The sequence below is a fragment of the Collinsella sp. CLA-ER-H9 genome, assembly GCF_040092295.1.
Lineage (GTDB): Bacteria > Actinomycetota > Coriobacteriia > Coriobacteriales > Coriobacteriaceae > Collinsella.
In genome coordinates this window covers 132038-151426 of the sequence record NZ_JBBNLV010000002.1, presented here as the reverse complement: position 1 = coordinate 151426, position 19389 = coordinate 132038, and the positions used below count along the sequence as shown (strand labels likewise).

General features: G+C 59.9%; 23 protein-coding genes and 1 pseudogene. 3 read left to right on the top strand and 21 right to left on the bottom strand.

The window, feature by feature from the left end:
• Nucleotides 1-239: 239 nt before the first annotated feature.
• Nucleotides 240-896 carry a PAS domain-containing protein gene (locus tag AAAX73_RS02440; RefSeq protein WP_349124909.1) on the top strand — a complete coding sequence of 219 codons (657 nt, stop codon included), beginning with the start codon at nt 240-242 and terminating at the stop codon, nt 894-896.
• A gap of 122 nt (nt 897-1018) precedes the next feature.
• Here the strand turns inward: AAAX73_RS02440 and AAAX73_RS02435 are convergent, their stop codons facing one another.
• The gene (locus AAAX73_RS02435; protein WP_089572469.1) at nt 1019-1396 is read right to left on the bottom strand and encodes a RidA family protein; all 378 of its coding nucleotides are present in this window, start codon (nt 1394-1396) and stop codon (nt 1019-1021) included.
• Nucleotides 1397-1694: 298 nt separating this feature from the next.
• Between AAAX73_RS02435 and AAAX73_RS02430 the strand changes: the two genes are divergently transcribed.
• Nucleotides 1695-4190 (top strand): DUF3656 domain-containing protein, encoded by a 2496-nt coding sequence (locus AAAX73_RS02430; RefSeq protein WP_349124908.1) that lies wholly within the window; start codon nt 1695-1697, stop codon nt 4188-4190.
• A 15-nt stretch (nt 4191-4205) separates the two neighbouring features.
• The gene (locus tag AAAX73_RS02425; RefSeq protein WP_349124907.1) at nt 4206-4865 is read left to right on the top strand and encodes an RluA family pseudouridine synthase; all 660 of its coding nucleotides are present in this window, start codon (nt 4206-4208) and stop codon (nt 4863-4865) included.
• 426 nt (nt 4866-5291) lie between these two features.
• Here AAAX73_RS02425 and AAAX73_RS02420 read toward each other — a convergent pair whose 3' ends face one another.
• The 20 genes and pseudogenes from AAAX73_RS02420 to rpsL form a co-directional block, all read right to left on the bottom strand.
• A complete protein-coding gene (locus tag AAAX73_RS02420; protein WP_349124906.1) occupies nt 5292-6038 on the bottom strand; it encodes a DeoR/GlpR family DNA-binding transcription regulator in 747 nt (248 codons plus the stop codon).
• Between the two features lie 3 nt (nt 6039-6041).
• Complete coding sequence (locus AAAX73_RS02415; RefSeq protein WP_118079383.1) at nt 6042-7121, bottom strand: Gfo/Idh/MocA family oxidoreductase; 1080 nt, start codon at nt 7119-7121, stop codon at nt 6042-6044.
• Nucleotides 7122-7529: 408 nt separating this feature from the next.
• Nucleotides 7530-7835 carry a 50S ribosomal protein L24 gene (gene rplX, locus AAAX73_RS02410; RefSeq protein ID WP_006235043.1) on the bottom strand — a complete coding sequence of 102 codons (306 nt, stop codon included), beginning with the start codon at nt 7833-7835 and terminating at the stop codon, nt 7530-7532.
• 13 nt (nt 7836-7848) lie between these two features.
• Nucleotides 7849-8217 (bottom strand): 50S ribosomal protein L14, encoded by a 369-nt coding sequence (rplN, locus tag AAAX73_RS02405; RefSeq protein ID WP_006235041.1) that lies wholly within the window; start codon nt 8215-8217, stop codon nt 7849-7851.
• 118 nt (nt 8218-8335) lie between these two features.
• On the bottom strand, nt 8336-8596 hold the full coding sequence (gene rpsQ / locus AAAX73_RS02400) for a 30S ribosomal protein S17 (protein WP_006235040.1): 261 nt from the start codon (nt 8594-8596) through the stop codon (nt 8336-8338).
• A 16-nt stretch (nt 8597-8612) separates the two neighbouring features.
• Nucleotides 8613-8828, bottom strand: coding sequence for a 50S ribosomal protein L29 (gene rpmC, locus AAAX73_RS02395; protein ID WP_006235039.1), 216 nt, complete (start codon nt 8826-8828; stop codon nt 8613-8615).
• Between the two features lie 107 nt (nt 8829-8935).
• Nucleotides 8936-9331, bottom strand: a pseudogene (gene rplP, locus AAAX73_RS02390) (50S ribosomal protein L16); the annotation flags it as partial.
• Nucleotides 9331-10041, bottom strand: coding sequence for a 30S ribosomal protein S3 (gene rpsC / locus AAAX73_RS02385; RefSeq protein ID WP_006235037.1), 711 nt, complete (start codon nt 10039-10041; stop codon nt 9331-9333). The gene rpsC and the pseudogene rplP, both read right to left, overlap by 1 nt.
• A 6-nt stretch (nt 10042-10047) precedes the next feature.
• Nucleotides 10048-10419, bottom strand: coding sequence for a 50S ribosomal protein L22 (rplV, locus tag AAAX73_RS02380; protein WP_006235036.1), 372 nt, complete (start codon nt 10417-10419; stop codon nt 10048-10050).
• 14 nt (nt 10420-10433) lie between these two features.
• Nucleotides 10434-10694: a 30S ribosomal protein S19 gene (rpsS, locus tag AAAX73_RS02375; protein WP_006235035.1), complete on the bottom strand. Its 261-nt coding sequence runs from the start codon at nt 10692-10694 to the stop codon at nt 10434-10436.
• A 32-nt stretch (nt 10695-10726) separates the two neighbouring features.
• Nucleotides 10727-11557 (bottom strand): 50S ribosomal protein L2, encoded by an 831-nt coding sequence (gene rplB / locus AAAX73_RS02370; protein ID WP_118079381.1) that lies wholly within the window; start codon nt 11555-11557, stop codon nt 10727-10729.
• A gap of 179 nt (nt 11558-11736) precedes the next feature.
• A complete protein-coding gene (rplW, locus tag AAAX73_RS02365) occupies nt 11737-12024 on the bottom strand; it encodes a 50S ribosomal protein L23 (protein ID WP_349124905.1) in 288 nt (95 codons plus the stop codon).
• The gene (gene rplD, locus AAAX73_RS02360; protein WP_006235032.1) at nt 12025-12651 is read right to left on the bottom strand and encodes a 50S ribosomal protein L4; all 627 of its coding nucleotides are present in this window, start codon (nt 12649-12651) and stop codon (nt 12025-12027) included. It abuts the gene before it with no gap.
• A gap of 46 nt (nt 12652-12697) precedes the next feature.
• The gene (gene rplC, locus AAAX73_RS02355; protein ID WP_035137484.1) at nt 12698-13318 is read right to left on the bottom strand and encodes a 50S ribosomal protein L3; all 621 of its coding nucleotides are present in this window, start codon (nt 13316-13318) and stop codon (nt 12698-12700) included.
• Between the two features lie 459 nt (nt 13319-13777).
• On the bottom strand, nt 13778-14404 hold the full coding sequence (locus AAAX73_RS02350; RefSeq protein WP_118079379.1) for a histidine phosphatase family protein: 627 nt from the start codon (nt 14402-14404) through the stop codon (nt 13778-13780).
• Nucleotides 14405-14443: 39 nt separating this feature from the next.
• Nucleotides 14444-15598, bottom strand: coding sequence for a cation diffusion facilitator family transporter (locus AAAX73_RS02345; RefSeq protein WP_118079377.1), 1155 nt, complete (start codon nt 15596-15598; stop codon nt 14444-14446).
• Between the two features lie 140 nt (nt 15599-15738).
• Nucleotides 15739-16047 (bottom strand): 30S ribosomal protein S10, encoded by a 309-nt coding sequence (rpsJ, locus tag AAAX73_RS02340; RefSeq protein WP_022094184.1) that lies wholly within the window; start codon nt 16045-16047, stop codon nt 15739-15741.
• 61 nt (nt 16048-16108) lie between these two features.
• A complete protein-coding gene (gene fusA, locus AAAX73_RS02335) occupies nt 16109-18208 on the bottom strand; it encodes an elongation factor G (RefSeq protein WP_349124904.1) in 2100 nt (699 codons plus the stop codon).
• A gap of 19 nt (nt 18209-18227) precedes the next feature.
• Nucleotides 18228-18701, bottom strand: a complete 474-nt coding sequence (gene rpsG / locus AAAX73_RS02330; RefSeq protein ID WP_006235013.1) for a 30S ribosomal protein S7 — start codon at nt 18699-18701, stop codon at nt 18228-18230.
• Nucleotides 18702-18774: 73 nt separating this feature from the next.
• Nucleotides 18775-19152 (bottom strand): 30S ribosomal protein S12, encoded by a 378-nt coding sequence (gene rpsL / locus AAAX73_RS02325; protein WP_006235012.1) that lies wholly within the window; start codon nt 19150-19152, stop codon nt 18775-18777.
• Between the last annotated feature and the right edge of the window lie 237 nt (nt 19153-19389).

Sequence of the window (19389 nt, the reverse complement as noted above, 5' to 3'; positions counted from 1 at the left end):
CAATAATAATTTTTTGTTATCAGACTATTCTTCGGCTGAAATAACTCGTTTCCGCAGGTCAGGAATGTGTCTGGTCTAAATAACATCTTACTTTTCTTTTGGTCGACCGTTTACCGCCAAATACCTACCGCTCATCTGTATTACGCAATGTACCTGCGAATATGTGAGTCAATAGACATCGTGTTACCATGAGAAAAAATTGTTATGAACATTTCCGATTTCACCCAAAGGAGTTGCCCGTGAACGAGACCGTACGTCGCTTTTTGCCGATGGTCGATTTCCTGGAGCAGATACTCGGTAAGAACAGCGAGATCGTCCTGCACGATTTCTCGGATCCCGACCACGCCATCGTCGATATTCGCAACGGCATCGTGAGCGGCCGCAAGGTCGGCGGTCCCGCCACCGATCTGGCGCTCAAGATCATGCACGACCCCAAGTATCGCGACCTGCCGTTTATTATGGGCTACGAGGGGCGCGGTGCCGGTGGCAAGACGTTGGAGTCCGCGACGTTCTTTATCCGCGAAAATGACGAGATCGTCGGTATGCTCTGCGTCAACACCGACCTCTCGACCGTACGCTCCATCAACGCCATGGCGCAGCAGCTCATGGCGTGCTTCGACGCAGCGCCGACGCGCACGGAGCCCGCCCCTATCGAGGTCGAAAGCCTTTCGGAGTCCACCCAGGAGCTCATCGACCGCAGCATTGCCGAGTTGCTGAGCGCGCGCGGGCTGGATGTAGCGTCGCTTGGCCAGAGCGACCGCGTGGACGTCATTCGCCACCTCAACGGCAACGGCGTGTTTATGCTCAAGGGCGCCGTGGCCTGCGCCGCCACCGCGCTGGGCATCTCGGAGCCCAGCGTCTACCGCTACCTGCAAAAAGTTCGCAAGGAGGGCTAAACGTGATCCCTTGGGGACGAAGGGAAACGGATCATTTTTGTCGCATCGCTTGACAAAAGACCCTGCAGCTCGCACGCGCTGCAGGGTCTTTTTGCATGTCATGTTTAGTTGTTACCAACACCTTAGAGAGCGGCGACAACCTCGATCTCGACCAGACCGCCAGCCGGAAGAGCGGCAACCTGGAAAGCGCTGCGCGCGGGGAACGGGGCCTCGAACTTGGAGGCGTAGATCTCGTTTACGGCAGCGAAGTCGGCAATGTCAGCCAGGTAGACTGTGGTCTTGACGACATCGGCAAAGGTGGCGCCGGCAGCGGTCAGCAGGGCCTCGACATTAGCAAGGGACTGCTTAGCCTGGGCCTCGACACCCTCGGGCAGCTTGCCGGTCGCGGGATCGATGCCCAGCTGGCCGGACAGAAACACCATGTTGCCAGTCTGGATACCGGGGGAATACGGGCCGATGGCTGCGGGTGCGTTATCGGAAGACACGACGGTCTTGCTCATGTTTTTCTCCTTACAAGTAAAAGGGAACGGGAGCGCGGCGTTCACACCGGGAGGCACAGTTCGGTCTGAACACCGCGCTTGATTGGGATAGTACTCAAGGTTTCCGCGCGATGCAAGATTATTATCACGTTGCGAGAATATTTTATCGCCCAACGGTTTCCCCGGACCGCTGAACGGTTCTCATGTGAAGCAGCCAGTCCAAGCTGCTGAAGACTTTATCCCGCTTAGAGCACGGGCATCGCCTGCCGCGACGGCACCACTATACTTTTGAGTATCTGAGCATTTTGAAAGGCAGGATATGACCGCAACCGCCAGTCGAACCACCAACCGCAGACCCGAACTCTTGGCCCCCGCCGGAGGCCCGGAGCCCTTTGCCGCCGCGCTCGCCGCCGGGGCAGACGCCATCTACTGCGGCATGGGCAGCTTCAACGCACGCCGCAAGGCCACCAACTTTACCGACGAGGCCTTTGAGCAGGCCTGCCGCGCCGCGCATCTGGCCGGCTCGCGCGTCTACGTCACGGTCAACATCGTCATCAAGGAATCCGAGATGAGCGATGCGCTGCAGCTCATCCATCGCTGCTCCACGCTGGGCGCCGACGCCTTCATCATCCAGGACTGGGGCCTGTTCTTTGAGGTCAAGCGCACGATGCCCGGCATCGAGACGCATATCTCGACCCAGGCGAACATCCACGACGACCGCGGAACCCTTTGGTGCCGCGAGCAGGGCGCCGACCGCGTGACCCTCTCGCGCGAGCTTTCCATCGACGAGATTGCCGCCATTCACGATGCCGCGCCCGATGTGGACCTTGAGGTCTTTAGCCATGGCGCCATCTGCTTTTGCTACTCTGGCCTGTGTCTGCTTTCGAGCTTTGCCATGGCGGGACGATCGGCCAACCGTGGCATGTGCGCCCAGCCCTGCCGCTTGCCCTACGAGCTGATCGACGAGAACGGTCGCTCGCTCTCCCCTGCCGGTCGCGAGCGCGCGCTGTGCCCGCGTGACACCAACACTTCACAACTTGTTCGCCGCCTGTATGACGCCGGCGCCGCGTCGCTCAAGCTCGAGGGCCGCATGAAGGCGCCCGATTACGTGTATTCCATCGTCGACGTGTATCGTCATCAGATTGATGACATGCTGGCCGATGTTTCGACCTCTAAGGATGAGGATGCCGCCCGCCAGCGCCAGCTCAAGCGCTGCTTTAACCGCGACTTTACGCACGCCTATCAAGACGGTACCTCGGGTGACGAGATGATGAGCTACGAGCGATCCAACAACCGCGGCCAGATCGTGGGCACGGTGCTCGGCAGCCGCCTGGCCAACCGCGATGTGCGCGGGCTCAAGCCCGACGACCGCCGTCGCCGCGCTGCCATCGCCCGCATTGAGCTGTTTGAGCCCGTGGGCAAGGGCGACCTGCTGGAGCTTCGTCACGACGATGAGTTTGACCAGTTCCTGACCACCATTGCCGCCGAGGATGCCGCTGCCGGCGACATCATCGAGTGCCGCGTGCCCCGTAGCATGCCCGAGGGTTGCCGCGTGCGCGTGATTCGCAGCCAGCGCGCCATCGACGCCGCCGGGGCTGCGCTCAAGCGCGACGTGCTGCGCCGCCGCGCCGTAGACGTGTCCGTTGTGGCGCGTCTGGGCGAGCCGTTTACCGTGACGCTCACCTGCTGCGACGACCCCACGCTCACCGCCACCGCTACCGGCTTTACCGTCGAGGCCGCCAAGACTCGCGCCGTCGAGGCGTCCGATCTGGTGGAGCACGTCGGCCGCATGGGTTCCTCGCCCTTTGAGGCCGCGAACTTTGATGTGGCGCTCGACGAGGGCTGCGGCATGGGCTTCTCCGCCGTGCACAAGGTGCGCGCCGCCGCCTGCAAAGCGCTGGAAGAGGCCATTCTGGCGCCGTATGAGGAGCGCGCCCGCACGCTCGAGCTGCCGGCGATTGTCACCAGTGATTCCCGCCCCATGCCCGAGCATTACCGCGATGAGCCGCAAATCTGCGCCACCGTCACCTCGCTCGAGGCCGCCGAGGCAGCGCGCGTGGAGGGTGCAACGCGCATCTACATGACCACCGACGCGCTCAATGCTGCCGAGCTCTCCCCCGCCGATGCGTTTGAGCAGGGCATCGTACCCGTACTCGACGAGGTCTGCCGCGCCGTCGACCACGTACGTGTCGACCCGTGGGTTGTTGCCGGCGCCACGGTCGCTATTGGCAACATCTCCGAGCTTGCCCTGACCGCCCAGGTTGGCGCCACGGCCGAGATTCGCTCTTGCCTGCCCGTGCACAACACGCCTTGCATGGAGGCACTTGCCGAGCGCGGAGCCGGCGCTTTTTGGCTCTCGCCCGAGATCACGCTCGACGAGATTATCTCGCTTGGCACCTCCGCGCCCGCAGCGCTGGGCATCACCGTGTTCGGCCGCCCGCGCGTTATGACGAGCGAGCACTGCATCCTGCAGGTGGCCAACGGTTGTATTCACGATTGCGCCAATTGCCGCCTGCGCGCCCGCAAGCTGTCGCTCAAGAATATCGATGGCAAGGTCATGCCAGTGCGCACCGACGTCCACGGCCGCTCGCGCCTGTACGATGCCTACCCCATCGACCTCACTCCGCAGGTTCCGCAGCTGCTCGACGCCGGCGTGCGCCGTCTTATGGTTGACGGAACCCTGCTCGAGCCCGATGAGATTGGCCGCGCCGTCGCACGCGTCCGTCGCGCCATCGAGGCCGCGCAGGCAGGTCGCAAGCCCGCCGCCCGCCTGCGCGGCGCCACCTCGGGCTGTATGTTTGTGGGAATTAGCTAACCGAAAGGCTTACACGTGAACGAAGAACCCCAAGTCCTCTACTGCGACGCCTGGCTCATGGCCATCGATAAGCCCGCCGGCATGATCGTCCACGGTGACGGCACCGGCGAGCGCACACTTACCGACTACGCCAGCGATCTGCTGCTGGCGATGGGCGACGGCTTTGCCGCGACTGACATGCAGCCGCTCAACCGCCTGGACCGTAACACCACCGGCGTGGTGCTGTTTTCGCTCGACAAACAGACGCAGCCTGCTTTTGATCAGATGGTGAACGACCACGCCTTCGAAAAGCACTATCTGGCGCTCGCCGAGGGCAAGATCGACTGGAACGAAAAGCTCATCGACAAGCCCATCGCCCGCGATCGCCACGATAGCCGCAAGATGCGCGTCGGTGCCAGCGGCAAGCCGTCGCAGACACGTGTGAAGGTGCTCAAGCGCCTTAAGAGCCGCCGAGGCCTGCCCGCGCGCTCGTATATCGATGTCGAGCTGCTCACCGGCCGCAAGCATCAGATTCGCGTGCACCTGGCCAGCGAGCACCATCCGCTGGTGGGCGACGACCTGTACGGCACTGCGCGCCCCTGCGGCCTGATGCTCCACGCCCACAGTGTGTCCTTTACGCATCCCGTAACCGGCGAGCACATTCACATCGAAGCCCCCTGCCCCTGGGAGCCCTAAACCACCACAATGGGGACAGGCACCTTTGTGGTGGTTTTGCCGCAATGGCTCAGTCGCGGTCCCAAAACGTCTCGATCTGTAACAGTTAGAGTCCATTTTCCGGTCTATCTGTTACAGATCGAGACATTCGAATCCCCCTCAAGGGAAAATCTCAATCTGTAACAGTAACTCGGCAAAATCCGTCCCAGATGTTACAGATTGAGACAAAGGGACGGCAAGGTTCGGAAGTATCTCAATCTGTAACATCTAGCCCACTTTTAACGGTCCAGTTGTTACAGACTTAGACAAACCGGCAGACAACGAAAGCGGCAACGCCCGTGATGGACGTTGCCGCTTTTCTATTGAGAAAACTACTCGGTTTTCGTTACTAACCACCACAATGGGGACAGGCACCTTCGTGGTGGTTTTGGCCTTAGCCCCCTGCTGTTAGACCGTGATGACGTTGTCCATTGCCCGGTACTTGGCGGGAACCTCGCCCGCAGTAATAATCGTTGCGTCGCGGAAGTCCGCGAACTTGACGGGCGCCACCATGCCAAATTTGCTGGCGTCCGAGATTACGAAGCGTTTGGCCGTATGGCGTATCGAGATACGCTTTACTTGCGCCTCCTCGATATCGGGTGCTGTGAAGCCCTGCTCGGCGGCAATGCCATTAGAACCCCAAAAGCCACAGTTGAAGTTGTAACGGTCTAGGGTTGCCAAAGCATCGGGGCCAACGAGCGCCTCGGTCTCGGGTTTGAGCTCGCCGCCCAGCACTACGGTGCGCATGCCGCGCAAAGCGAGGCGCTGAGCATGGAGCACGGAATCGGTCACATAGGTGACACCTTCAAAGTGTGGAAGATGCTCGATGAGCTTGAGCGTCGTCGAGCCCGAGTCGATGTATACAAAGCTCTCGGGCTCCACAAGCGCCGCCGCACGGGCGCAGATACGCTCCTTGTCGTCGTTATGGAGGTCGCTGCGCTCATTGAGCGTTAGGTCGCGCGTCACGTGCGCGCGCTCAAGACTCGTCGCTCCGCCGTGGACCTTGGCGATGCGGTGTGCGCGATCGAGCGCCTGCAGGTCGCGCCGAATGGTGGACGCCGTCACGCCCAAGGCCTCAGCAAGCTCCGGCACAGTAACCGAGCCAGCCTGCTGCACCATCGACACAATCGCATTGAGCCTATCTTCCGCTAGCATCGTTTACTCCTCCTCGGGGTACACGACTCCCCAGTCGGCGCGAAGCTTGGTCATAAGCTCCATAACATCAGAAGCATAATCCAGAAGCTCGCGCTTGGAGTCGTCGCCGGCAACGGCCTTCTCAAGATCGGCCATCTCATAGCAAAGGGCGTAAGCCTCGGTGCCCGCGTGGACCTCCTCGCGGTGGCCGTCCGCAGTCCACACGATGGTCGCGTGATCGGCACGCGGATACTCGTTGACCTCGATATAGCACTTGTCAAAGCTGATGACCAAGCGCTTGGGCTGCTTGGAGTGAAGCGTAAGGCTCACAACACCCAGCTGTTGCTCAGCATTACGGCAGACGATGCCGCCCGCAACGTCGACACCGGTCTCACAGGTGTTGCCCAGCGAAACGACCTCAGCGGGCTGGCTTGCCAAAAAGAGGCGCATAACGGAAAGCGCATAGACGCCAATGTCGAGCATAGCACCGCCAGCGAGGTTGCGGTTATAGAAGCGGTTAGTCAGATCGCCGTACTCCTTGTAGCTGCCAAAGTTGAGTTGGGCGAGGTTCATGCGGCCAAACTCACCGGCATCCATGCGGCGGCGCAGCTCCTGATACAGGGGCATGTGGAGCACCGTAGTGGCGTCCATGAGGACGACGTTATGCTCGTCGGCGATGGCGCGGGCCTCGTCGAGCTCGGCAGAGTTGAGGGTAATGGCCTTCTCGCAGAGCACGTGCTTGCCAGCTGTCAGAGCGGCGCGCAGGTAGGTGATGTGAGTGTTGTGCGGCGTGGTGATATAGACTGCGTCAATGTTCGGATCGGAGTAGAGGTCCTCGACCGTGTCATAGACCTTCTCAACGCCATACTGCTTGGCAAAAGCCTGAGCCTTGGACAGCGTGCGGTTGGCAACGCCCGCGAGTTTGCGGCCGGCAAGGGCGAGAGACTGAGCCATCTGGTTGGCGATAACACCGCACCCGATCACAGCCCAACGAAGCTCGGGGGCCGTAAAGATATCATCGGGGAACGGCTTGCCCTGGACCGAAGCGAACGCTGCCTTTGCGGCTGCCGCAGCATCAAGCGGAGCCTGTTTGGAATCTGCCATATGTGCCTCCTGCGTCGTGAAAAGTCTTTCATTTCTGACAGCTCTATATTCGCACAAATGCGCGTATCTGTGCGCGTTTTTGCGTATCTCACCGTCAAACGATCATTATTGCCCCATAAACGGCGCATATATACGCATTGATACGCAATTAAACGCAGCAAAATGCGCACAAGCACGTATGCTATCAATTTGTAAAGCACGATGCACGATCGATATCGACTCTTTCGGCGGATAAATAATCTAGGTCGAGACACCCACCTAGATTATCCGCGGTACGCCTTATGCCGCATGCACTCATTTAAGTCTGTCCCCACTCATTTAAGTCTGTCCCCAATGAGTGGGGATAGAAAAAGGCCCGGACGCGCTTGGTGTCCGGGCCTTTGGTTGCAACCTTATGTTGCAGGCAGCTTAGAACTTGTGGCCGCACTTCTTGCAGACGCGCAGCTTGTTCTTGCCGTCCTTCTCGTGACCGACGCGGGTAACCTTACCGCACTCGGGGCAAACGAGATTGACGTTGGAGGCGTCGATGGGAGCCTCCTGCGAAACGATGCCGCCCTGCTGGTTGGCAGCGTTGGGCTTGACGGCCTTCTTGACGACCGAAACGCCCTCGACAACGACCTTGTTCTCGGCGGGGAGAGCACGCAGGACAACGCCCTGCTTGCCGCGATCCTTACCAGAGAGAACCTGGACCTTATCGCCCTTCTTGATATACATATATCTCCCCTAACTACAGGGTCTCGGGAGCGAGCGAGACGATCTTCATGTACTTCTTGTCACGAAGCTCGCGAGCGACGGGCCCGAAGATACGGGTGCCGACGGGCGAACCATCGTTGTTGATGACAACGCAGGCGTTCTCATCAAAGCGAATGTAGGAGCCATCCTTGCGGCGGATCTCCTTAACGGTGCGAACGACGACGCAACGGACAACGTCCTTCTTCTTGACGTTGGCGCCAGGGGTAGCCTCCTGGACAGCACCGATGAACACATCGCCGATGCCTGCATAACGACGCTTGGAACCGCCAAGCACCTTGATGCAGCGAATCTTGCGAGCGCCGGAGTTGTCGGCGACGTTCAGCATGGTTTGCATCTGAATCATGGTAGATGTTCCTCCGAACTAAGAACCGAAGAGAGGTGCGCAGCCTTTATGCGGCCCGTGGTATGCAAGCCAGGCATACGCACATCTTCGGAAATGTACAAGTCGTAAGAGCGACTGCTTATTTAGCGCGCTCGACGACCTCGATGAGGCGCCAACGCTTCATCTTGGACATAGGACGGGTCTCCATAACGCGGACGGTGTCGCCCACGCCAGCCGTGCACTCCTCGTCGTGAGCGTGCAGCTTCTTGGAGCTGGTCATCATCTTGCCGTACTTGGGGTGACGCTTACGCTCGGTGATGGTGACAACAATGGTCTTGGCACCGGAGACGGAGGTAACGACACCCGTACGGACCTTACGCGAGTTACGCGAATCAGTCATGTTCTCTCCTTAGGTCCTACTCGGCGACAGCGGACTTCTCCGCTGCGATCTCGCGGGCGCGCTGCTCCGTGAGGACGCGAGCGATGTCCTTCTTCACGGTGTTGACGCGAGCGGTGTTGTCCAGCTGGCTGGTAGCCATCTGGAAACGAAGGTTAAAGAGCTCGGCGCGCATTTCCTTCAGCTTCTCAACGAGCTGAGCGTCCGAGAGCTCACGAATCTCTGCGGGCTTCATTAGTTCTCCTCCTTGGCGGCGGCGGCGTCCTCAGCAGCCCACTTGGCCTCGAGAGCGGCCTCCTCAGCCATCTCCTTCTCGATGCGCTGCTCAGCGTTCTTGGCAGCAACAATCTTGGTCTTGATGGGAAGCTTGTGCTGTGCAAGACGCAGAGCCTCGCGAGCGACCTCCTCGGGCACGCCCTTGACCTCAAACATGATGCGGCCAGGTTTGACGACGGCCACCCACTCCTCGGGGTTACCCTTACCAGAACCCATGCGAGTCTCGGCAGGCTTCTTGGTGATGGGCTTATCGGGGAAGATCGTGATGTACACACGACCGCCACGCTTCATGTAGCGGGTCATGGCAATACGAGCGGCCTCGATCTGACGGTTGGTGATCCAATGGGCCTCGAGAGCCTGGATACCAAACTCGCCGAAATGCAGCTCGGTATTACCCTTGGCCTGGCCCTTCATGGAGCCACGCTGCACCTTGCGGTGAAGAATACGCTTAGGGGCAAGCACTACTGACCCCTCCTCTCGGAGTTACGACGACGAGGACGGGAAGAGCCCTCGAGTGCAGGGTTGGGAACAGGCTGGCCCGGGAGCTTCTCACCCAGGTAAATCCAGACCTTCACGCCGCAAGCGCCCATGGTGGTGCTGGCGACAGCCGTGCCGTAGTCGATCTTGGCGCGGAGGGTGTGCAGAGGCACGCGACCCTCACGGTACCACTCACGACGGCCCATCTCGGCACCGCCGAGACGACCGGAGCACTGGATACGGATGCCCTTGGCGCCGGCCTTGCGGGCGGACTGGACAGCCTTGCGCATAGCGCGACGGAAGGCAACGCGACCCTCGAGCTGCTCAGCGATAGACTGAGCAACGAGGTTGGCGTCGAGCTCGGGGCGCTTGATCTCGACAACGTCGACGGAGAGCTGGCCCTTGGAGACGCCAGCGACCTTCTCGAGCTCGGTGCGGAGGGTATCGATCTCGGCGCCCTTCTTACCGATGACAACGCCGGGGCGAGCGGTGAGGATGATGACCTTCACCTTGTCGCCAGCGCGCTCGATCTCGACGCGGGAGACAGCTGCGCGGGAAAGACGCTTCTCGAGGTACTTGCGGATCTCGAGATCGTTACCGAGGGTCTTAGCGTAATCCTTCTCTGCGAACCAGCGGGAGCGCCAGTTCTCGGTGATGCCAAGACGGAAGCCGGTGGGGTAGACTTTCTGACCCATACAGCTTTACGCCTCCTTTCGAGGAGCAACGACGACGGTGATGTGGGAAGTACGCTTCAGAATGCGAGAAGCGGAACCCTTGGCGCGGGGACGGATGCGCTTAAGCGTCGGACCCTCGTCAACATAGGCAGCGGCGACAACCAGGTTGTCGGCACGCAGACCGTTGTTGTTCTCGGCGTTCGCAACGGCGGAACGGAGAACCTTCTCGACATCCACGGCGACGGCGCGGTCGCAGAAGTGGAGGATGTCGAAGGCCTGAGCGACAGGCTTGCGGCGGATCAGATCGACCACCAGGCGGGCCTTGCTGGGGGAAACACGCACGTACTTAGCGACGGCGCGAACCTCGGTGGCCTCAGTTTCAATAGACTTAGTTGCCATTTACGGTTAACCCCCTATTTGGCCTTGTGGCCACGGAACGTACGAGTCGGCGCGAACTCGCCGAGCTTGTGACCAACCATGGACTCGGTAACATACACGGGCACATGCTTGCGGCCGTCGTGGACGGCGATGGTGTGACCAACCATCTCGGGGAAGATGGTGGACGCGCGGGACCAGGTCTTCACGACGTCCTTCTTGCCAGCCTCGTTCATCGCGGTGATACGCGAGAGAAGGCGAGTCTCCACGAACGGGCCCTTTTTGAGACTTCTGCTCATAAGTGCTTTCTCCTAAAACTCGGTATCCGAAATTACTTCTTACGGCGACGAATGATGTGCTGGTTCGAGACCTTCTTCTTCTTGCGCGTACGAAGGCCCTTCGTCGGCTTACCCCAGGGGGTAACAGAGGGACGACCAGAGGTGTGGTTCTTGCCCTCGCCACCGCCGTGCGGGTGGTCGACAGGGTTCATGACGGTACCGCGGACGGTCGGGCGCACGTTCAAGTGACGCTTACGGCCGGCCTTGCCGATGACGATGTTGGCGTGATCGGCGTTGCCGACCTCACCGACGGTGGCGCGGCAGGTAACGAGGATGCGGCGCATCTCGGAGGAAGGCATACGGACGATAGCGTACTTGCCCTCCTTACCCATCAGCTGGCAGGAGTTACCGGCGGAACGGGCGATAGCAGCGCCCTTGCCCGGCTGGAACTCGACGGCGTGGATGAGCGTACCGACGGGGATGTCGGCGAGGGGCAGAGCGTTGCCCGGCTTGATGTCGGCGTCAGAACCGGACATGATGGTCTGACCGACCTCGAGGCCCTTGGGAGCCAGGATGTAACGCTTCTCACCGTCAGCGTAGTGCAGCAGAGCGATGCGAGCGGAACGGTTCGGATCGTACTCGATCGTGGCAACCTTGGCGGGCACGCCGTCCTTGTTGCGCTTGAAGTCGATCACGCGGTAACGACGCTTCACGCCGCCGCCCTGGTGGCGGGTGGTGATGCGGCCGTTGTTGTTACGACCGGCCTTCTTGGGCAGGGGCTCGAGAAGAGACTTCTCGGGCTTGGTGCAGGTGATCTCGGAGAAATCGGAGATCGTCTGCCAACGCCTACCAGCGGAGGTCGGCTTAAGGTGCTTTACAGCCATTACAATCCCTTTCAATAGGAATCCGTTAGCCATCGCAGACAGGGATTCGAGGTTCTGCCTCGGGTGCGATGACACCGGACGTATACACGGTTCCGGGCGTGTCCATTTTATACGCCCGAAACCTTGAGCTCTCGCCTCCCCTATTTGGGAGGCATGAGCTCACTCAACAGCAGCGAGTCTTAGGCCTGGTTGCCAAAGACCTCGATGGTGTCGCCCTCGGCCAGCGTGACGATGGCCTTCTTCCAAGAACGGGTCTTGCCGGCGACATAGCGCACGCGCTTGGTCTTGGGCTTGACCGTCAGGGTGTTCACGCGAACGACCTTGACGCCGAAGATCTCCTCGACAGCGTCCTTGATCTGATACTTGTTAGCATCTTTGGTGACCTCGAACGTGTACTTGTTCTGCTCCATGCCGGAGAAGGAACGCTCGGACACGATCGGACGGATGATGATCTCGTGGGCGGTCATTTATGCAAGCACCTCCCCGAAGTGAGCGGCGATGTCGGCGGGCATCAGCACAGCGTTGTTGTTGACGAGATCGTAGGTGTTGGCCTCGTCGGCAGTGATGATGAACGTCTTGGGAATGTTGCGGAACGACAGGTAGGCGTTGACGTCCTCATCGCGAACGATGATGGTCAGGCGCTTGCCCTCAAGGCCGAGAGCCTTGAGCATGGCAACGGCAGCCTTGGTGGAAGGCTTCTCGAAGCCGTAGTCGTCGACGAGCACGAGCTCGCCATCGGCCAGCTTGGCGGACAGCGCGGAGCGCATAGCCAGCTTGACCTCCTTGTTGTTCATACGCTTAGCGTAGGAACGGGGCTTGGGGGCGAAGACAACGCCACCGTGACGCCACTGGGCAGCACGGATGGAACCCTGGCGGGCACGGCCGGTGCCCTTCTGACGCCAAGGCTTCTTGCCGCCACCGGAAACCTCAGAGCGGCCCTTAGCGGACTGGGTGCCCTGACGCCAAGAGGCCATCTGGCACTTGACGATGTGGTGCATAACGTGGATGTTCGGCTCGATGCCGTACACCTCAGCGGCGAGCTCGGCCTCGGCGACCTTCTTGCCCTCGCTGTTCTTTACTTCAAACTTTGCCATTTAAGTGTTCTCCTTGGTATGACGCTGGGCTAAATGGGCTGGGCCCTTAGGCCATACGGATGGCGACGAGACCATTCTTGGCACCCGGGACAGCGCCCTTGACCAAGATGAGGTTCTGCTCGGCATCGATGCGGACAACGGAAAGGTTCTTGACGGTAACGCGCTCGTTACCCATGTGACCGGCCATCTTGACGCCCTTGAGGACGCGCGCAGGATAGGCGCACTGACCGATAGAACCGGGGTGACGCTGGAAGTGAGAACCATGCGTCATAGGACCGCGGCGCTGACCCCAGCGCTTGATGCGACCCTGGAAGCCCTTACCCTTGGAGGTACCGATGACGTCGACCTTCTCGACATCAGCGAAATCAGCGACGGTGACGACCTCGCCGACCTTGTGCTCCTCGCCGTTCTCGACGCGGACCTCACGAAGGAAGCGGACAGGCTCGACGCCGGCCTTGGCGAAGTGACCAGCCATGGGCTTGTTCACGTTCTTGGCCTTGATGTCGCCGAAACCGATCTGGACGGCGTCATAGCCGTCGGTTGCCTGAGTTTTAACCTGCGAGACAGCGCAGGGGCCAGCCTGGATGACCGTGACGGGAACGACGTTGTCGTCCTCGTCCCAAACCTGGGTCATGCCAATCTTGCGGCCGAGAATCATGCTGATCAAGATATGATCCCAACTCTCGCGTGGTCTTGGGACAATGCGTACACCACCGAGCGTGCGCCCCTAGAGGACCACTACTTACACGACGTGCTCCCCAACCTTGTATTGCGTCCGGACTACCTGACAACCCTATTAAGCAGGCATTTTGTCCAGCCAGAATACTCCCCTGGTTACACACAGCTGTTTAGTATACACGGCTGCGGGCGTATCCATCGAGATTCATATTTCACTCACATTGTTTACGCAGGTAAAGTGCGTGGCACGTTCCCAGTGTGCGGCGGAGGGGGCGGGCCTGAGACATATTAAGGTTGCTGCTCTACAGTCCTGCTCACGACGGAGAGCACATTAAGTGCTCTCCTGTTCGTGCGGAACTCGCGACAACCTTAATATGTCTCAGGCCCGCCCCCTCCGCCGCACACTGGGAACGCCACGTTAATGTCTGCTTAACTCTGCTCGCTCAGGCTAATGACTTTGTTGAGGGTCCACTATTTGCTGGAGGGTGAACTTGCATTGCATTGGCTCGCCTTCTGCTTGTGGCTTTGCTTCGTCAAAATCGAAGATCATGATGGCGCAGTTGGGGAGTTTTGCTGGAAGCTTGAAGCCCTCTGGGGCTGCGGCCCTAATGAATTGGCGGCTGGCGCTGCCGTGGCTTACTGCTAGGAGGGTTTCGGTGTCCTTAGCGCTCATAAGATTGGAGAGGGTGGCCACCATGCGCGCTTGTAGAGCCCGGCTTCCTTCTCCTCCGTAAGGGACCAAGTCCTCGCCTGGATCCCAGACGTCGGTGGGTAGAGCGTCGTGCGGGCCTTCTTCGAAGGTGCCGTAGCAGCGCTCGATGATGCCTTCGCAGGGCTCGACTGCTGCATCCGGACCCAGGAGTTCGCATGCGACGAGCTGAGCTGTGTCCATGGCTCGACCTAAGGGCGAAGAAACCACTTTGTCGGGGACGACGCTGTGGGCCTTGAGCCATGCGGCCGCCATTCCCGCTTGTTTGCGGCCCAGGTCGGTCAACGGTGAATCGCAGCGACCCTGGACGAGCTTTTTAACGTTGAATTCCGTCTGACCGTGACGGAGTAGATACAGCTTCTTCATGCTCTCCCCTTCTGCATCAATAGCTTGCGTGGCTCAATCCTATTCGTGGGTATGCCCTACGTAGTCTTCGTCGATCGTAATCTTGGCAATCGACTTGGGGTATTCCGATTCGACCCTCTGGGCCAGCGCGTGTTTGAGCTCATCGGCACTCATCTGCAGATCCGAGGGACGCACGCAGTCAAAGATCACGTTGGTGTGCGTGGGACCCGGCACGCAGCGCAGATCGTGAATCGAAAGGCGGCTATCAATCTCGTGGGCCATAGCGTTGATGCGCAGGCGCATGCTCGCCACATTTGAATCGTCGGTCACGATGGGATCGTAATGGAGCGTGACGATCATGCCGTCCTCGTCCCTAAACGACTGCTCGATGTTATCGAGCGTGTCGTGACTTTCCAGCGGGCTGGCCTCGGCCGCCATCTCGGCGTGAGCGCTTGCGAACTTCCTGCCCGGGCCATAGTCGTGGACCATCAAATCGTGAACGCCCAAAACGCCGGGATAACTCATGATCTTGTCTCGAATGTGCTTGACCAGCTTAGGATCGGGCGCCTGGCCCAAAAGCGGGCTCACCGTATCCTGGATGAGCTCAAAGCCGCTCCAGCCAATATAGGCGCCAACGGCAAGTCCAACCCAGGCATCAAGATTGATATGCGTCACCTGGGAAACAATCGCGCACGCCAGCACGGCACCCGTGGCCAGGACATCGTTCTTTGAGTCTTGAGCCGTCGCATGCAGCGTATCGGACTCAATACGGTCACCGAGCTTTTGGTTGAGGGCCGCCATCCACAGCTTTACAACCATCGAAAGCGCCAGGACTGCCACCAGGGCAAGCGAGAACTCGACAGGTTCGGGGTGGATGATACGCTCAAACGAAGACTTAACCAGTTCGAGTCCGATCAGCAGCACGAGCGCCGCCACGACCAGACCCGAGAGATACTCGTAGCGGCCATGGCCGTAAGGATGTTCGGGGTCTGCCGGCTTGCTCGCCAGTTTAAAGCCCAGCACGCTCACGATGTTTGAGCTTGCGTCGGATAAGTTGTTCATAGCATCCGCCACAATCGAAACCGATCCCGACAGCACGCCAATTGCACCCTTCGCAGCGCAAAGTGCCACATTGGCGAGAATGCACACCACGCCCGTCAACGTGCCCACGCGCGCACGGTCGCCCTGCGCACGACGAACGATCCACTCGACCATCTATATCTGCCCCCAACAGTTTTACTCATACACCCGTTTGTCGAATAGCTCAGTAGTGTAGACCCTTTATCCCATCGGCACAAAAAAGGCCGCAACCCTTAGGGCTGCGGCCTTGCAAATCGCACTATCGAGCAAAAAGCTTAGAGCTTGATGTCGATGTCGACGCCAGCGGGGAGGTCGAGACGCATAAGCGAATCAACGGTGCCCGAGGTGGGGTCGAGGATGTCGATGAGACGCTTGTGGGTGCGCATCTCGAACTGCTCACGGGAGTCCTTGTTCACGTGCGGCGAGCGGATAACCGTGTACAGGTTGCGCTCGGTGGGCAGGGGGACAGGACCGGAAACGCGAGCGCCGGTCTTCTGAGCGGTCTCAACGATGAGCTTCGCGGACTGATCGACGACCTCGTGATCATAGCCCTTGAGGCGAATGCGGATCTTCTGGGTAGCCAACTTAAACCTCCAAAGAGTGCGAGAAGTGTTCTCGCAGGATTACGTAACAGGGAGCTCGAACTTAGGCGTTCTTGCTCATGACCTCGTCCACGATGGACTTGGGCGCGGGCTCATAAGAGTCGAACTGCATCGTGTAGGATGCACGGCCCTGGGTCTGGGAGCGAAGGTCGGTAGCGTAACCGAACATCTCGCCCAGCGGCACCTTGGCACGGATGAGCTTGCTGTTCTTGCGATCCTCCATGCCCTCGATCTTGCCGCGGCGACCGGAGAGGTTGCCCATAACGTCGCCCATGTACTGCTCGGGGGTCTCGACCTCGACAGCCATGATCGGCTCGAGCAGCTGCGGATCGGACTTCCTGAGGGCGTCCTTGATAGCCATGGAACCGGCGATCTTGAAGGCGGCCTCGGAGGAGTCGACCTCGTGGTAAGAACCGTCGAACAGGGTGACCTTAACGTCGAGGACCGGGAAGCCGGCGATAACACCGGTGTTCAGGGCCTCCTGAATGCCCTTGTCGATGGACGGGATGTACTCCTTGGGCACGACGCCGCCGACGATAGCGTTGACGAACTCGTAGCCGAAGCCCTCCTCCATCTTCTCGAGCTTGATGACGGCGTGGCCGTACTGACCGCGACCGCCGGACTGACGGACGAACTTGCCCTCAGCCTTCTCGACGTCGTGACCAGCGGTCTCGCGGTAGGCAACCTGGGGCTTACCAACGTTAGCGTCAACCTTGAACTCGCGGAGCAGACGGTCGACGATGATCTCGAGGTGCAGCTCGCCCATGCCGGCGATGATGGTCTGGCCGGTCTCGTGGTTGGTGGACACCTGGAAGGTCGGGTCCTCCTCGGCGAGCTTGGTCAGAGCCAGGGACATCTTGTCCTGCTCGGCCTTGGTCTTGGGCTCGATGGCAACGTCGATAACGGGCTTAGCGAACTCGATCTTCTCGAGGACGATCTCCTTGCCCTCGGCGCACAGGGTGTCACCGGTGGTGGAGTTCTTGAAGCCGACGCAAGCGACGATGTCGCCGGCGGCAGCGTCGTCACGGTCGATACGCTCGGCAGCGTTCATCTCGAGGATGCGGCCGAGACGCTCGCGCTGACCGTTGGAAGCGTTGACCACGTAGGAGCCGGACTCGGCGCGGCCGGAGTAAACGCGGACGTAGGTGAGCTTACCGACGAACGGGTCGGTCATGATCTTGAAGACCAGGCCGGAGAAGGGCTCGTCGAAGGAAGGATGACGCTGGATCTCCTCGCCGGTGTCCGGATCGGTACCGGTGACGGCCTCAACGTCGAGCGGGCTGGGCAGGTAGTCGACGACAGCGTCGAGCAGCTCCTGGACGCCCTTGTTCTTGTAGGCGGAGCCCACGAAGACGAGGTTGAGCTCGTTGGCCAGAACGCCCTTACGCAGAGCAGCCTTGAGCTCCTCGACGGTGAAGTCCTCCTCCATGAGGATCTTCTCCATGAGCTCGTCGTCAAAGCTGGCAGCAGCGTCGAGGAGCTCCTCGCGCTTGGTGGCAGCGATGTCGGCGAACTCAGCCGGGATCTCGTCCATCGGCTCGGGGTAGGTCATGCCCTTCTCGTCGGCCTTGAAGTCCCATGCAGTCATGGTGACCAGGTCGATGACGCCCCAGAAGTTGTCCTCGGCGCCCATCGGGACCTGAGCGGCCACGGCGTTAGCGTCGAGACGATCCTTCATGGTCTCGATAGCGTTGAAGAAGTCAGCGCCCACGCGGTCATACTTGTTGATGAAAGCGATGCGGGGAACGTTGAAGGTAGAAGCCTGACGCCAAACGGTCTCAGACTGGGGCTGAACGCCGGCAACGGCGTCGAAGACGGCGACAGCGCCATCGAGGACGCGCAGGCAGCGCTCGACCTCGGCGGTGAAGTCAACGTGGCCCGGGGTGTCGATGATCTGGATGCGGTAGTCCTTGCCGTCCTTGTTCCAGAAGCAGGTGGTAGCAGCGGAGGTAATGGTTACGCCGCGCTCCTGCTCCTGAACCATCCAGTCCATGGTGGCAGCGCCCTCATGGACCTCACCGATCTTGTGGGTCTTACCGGTGTAGTAAAGAATACGCTCGGTCGTGGTGGTCTTACCGGCATCGATGTGGGCCATGATGCCGATGTTACGGGTATCGGAAAGCTTGTACTTAGGCTTAGCCATGTTAGTTCCTTACCTTAACTTACCAACGATAGTGAGAGAACGCGCGGTTGGCCTCGGCCATCTTGAAGACGTCCTCACGCTTCTTGACGGAAGCGCCCAGGCCGTTGGAGGCGTCGAGGATCTCGTTGGCGAGACGCTCGGCCATGGTCTTCTCCTTGCGAGCGCGGGAGAAGTTGACAATCCAGCGGATGCCCAGAGCGGTGGAACGACGGGAGTTGACCTCCATCGGGACCTGATAGGTAGCGCCACCGACACGCTTGGGCTTAACCTCGAGCGTGGGCTTGACGTTGTCCATAGCCTTCTTGAAGGTAGCGAGAGCGTCGCCACCCTCGGACTTCTCGGCAACAATCTCGAAAGCGGTGTAAACGATGCGCTCAGCGGTGGCCTTCTTGCCGTCAAGAAGGACCTTGTTGATGAGCTGAGTCACCAGACGGTTGTTGTAAACGGCGTCAGGCTGAACCTCACGACGATTAGCTGCTGCACGACGCGGCATGTGAAATCTCCTTAAGTGTCTACCGTGCGGCGCTTAGGCGGCACACGGCGAAAGTATCAAAACGTTATCTGGCTTATTTGGCCTTGGGGCGCTTAGCACCGTACTTGGAACGGGCCTGCATACGGTTCTGGACCGGAGCAGCGTCGTAGGCGCCACGGATGACGTGATAACGGACACCAGGGAGGTCACGGACACGACCGCCGCGGACGAGCACGATGGAGTGCTCCTGCAGGTTGTGGCCCTCACCCGGGATGTAAGCAGTAACTTCGATGCCGTTGACGAGGCGAACACGGGCAACCTTACGAAGAGCCGAGTTCGGCTTCTTGGGGCTCGTGGTGAAGACGCGGGTGCACACGCCGCGCTTCTGGGAGTTGTGCTGCAGAGCAGCGTTCTTGGACTTCTTGGGCACGGAACGACGGCCCTGGCGAACCAGCTGGTTAATAGTAGGCAAAGCGTACTCCTTCTCGAATGATTCCAGCTTTCTGTAAAGTGCAACGGCTTGAATCGAGGGGTCAGCATCCCCCTACGAAACACGCAGTTCGATAGGATACGTGCCGTTAGCTGTGCCGTCAACAGACCACGCCGCCGGGCGTATCCTTAAATAGCCACATTTCCGCAAAGCCTACACAAAAGGAATCCCCTCCTGTGCGCGGGGGTGGATTCCCGGGCCGGGCGGCACAGGGGTTAA

Bases quoted from the DNA above. Each gene is read 5' to 3' on its own strand.
- AAAX73_RS02435 (WP_089572469.1), bottom strand. From the start codon at position 1,396: ATGAGCAAGACCGTCGTGTCTTCCGATAACGCACCCGCAGCCATCGGC.
- AAAX73_RS02430 (WP_349124908.1), top strand. From the start codon at position 1,695: ATGACCGCAACCGCCAGTCGAACCACCAACCGCAGACCCGAACTCTTG.
- rplN (WP_006235041.1), bottom strand. From the start codon at position 8,217: ATGATTCAGATGCAAACCATGCTGAACGTCGCCGACAACTCCGGCGCT.
- rpsC (WP_006235037.1), bottom strand. From the start codon at position 10,041: ATGGGTCAGAAAGTCTACCCCACCGGCTTCCGTCTTGGCATCACCGAG.
- AAAX73_RS02415 (WP_118079383.1), bottom strand. From the start codon at position 7,121: ATGGCAGATTCCAAACAGGCTCCGCTTGATGCTGCGGCAGCCGCAAAG.
- rplW (WP_349124905.1), bottom strand. From the start codon at position 12,024: ATGACCGCCCACGAGATCATCATCCGTCCGATCGTGTCCGAGCGTTCC.
- rplD (WP_006235032.1), bottom strand. From the start codon at position 12,651: ATGGCAAAGTTTGAAGTAAAGAACAGCGAGGGCAAGAAGGTCGCCGAG.
- rplV (WP_006235036.1), bottom strand. From the start codon at position 10,419: ATGGCAACTAAGTCTATTGAAACTGAGGCCACCGAGGTTCGCGCCGTC.
- AAAX73_RS02345 (WP_118079377.1), bottom strand. From the start codon at position 15,598: ATGGTCGAGTGGATCGTTCGTCGTGCGCAGGGCGACCGTGCGCGCGTG.
- rpsS (WP_006235035.1), bottom strand. From the start codon at position 10,694: ATGAGCAGAAGTCTCAAAAAGGGCCCGTTCGTGGAGACTCGCCTTCTC.
- rpsQ (WP_006235040.1), bottom strand. From the start codon at position 8,596: ATGACTGATTCGCGTAACTCGCGTAAGGTCCGTACGGGTGTCGTTACC.
- AAAX73_RS02420 (WP_349124906.1), bottom strand. From the start codon at position 6,038: ATGCTAGCGGAAGATAGGCTCAATGCGATTGTGTCGATGGTGCAGCAG.
- fusA (WP_349124904.1), bottom strand. From the start codon at position 18,208: ATGGCTAAGCCTAAGTACAAGCTTTCCGATACCCGTAACATCGGCATC.
- rpmC (WP_006235039.1), bottom strand. From the start codon at position 8,828: ATGAAGCCCGCAGAGATTCGTGAGCTCTCGGACGCTCAGCTCGTTGAG.
- rplX (WP_006235043.1), bottom strand. From the start codon at position 7,835: ATGTATATCAAGAAGGGCGATAAGGTCCAGGTTCTCTCTGGTAAGGAT.
- rplB (WP_118079381.1), bottom strand. From the start codon at position 11,557: ATGGCTGTAAAGCACCTTAAGCCGACCTCCGCTGGTAGGCGTTGGCAG.
- rpsG (WP_006235013.1), bottom strand. From the start codon at position 18,701: ATGCCGCGTCGTGCAGCAGCTAATCGTCGTGAGGTTCAGCCTGACGCC.
- AAAX73_RS02350 (WP_118079379.1), bottom strand. From the start codon at position 14,404: ATGAAGAAGCTGTATCTACTCCGTCACGGTCAGACGGAATTCAACGTT.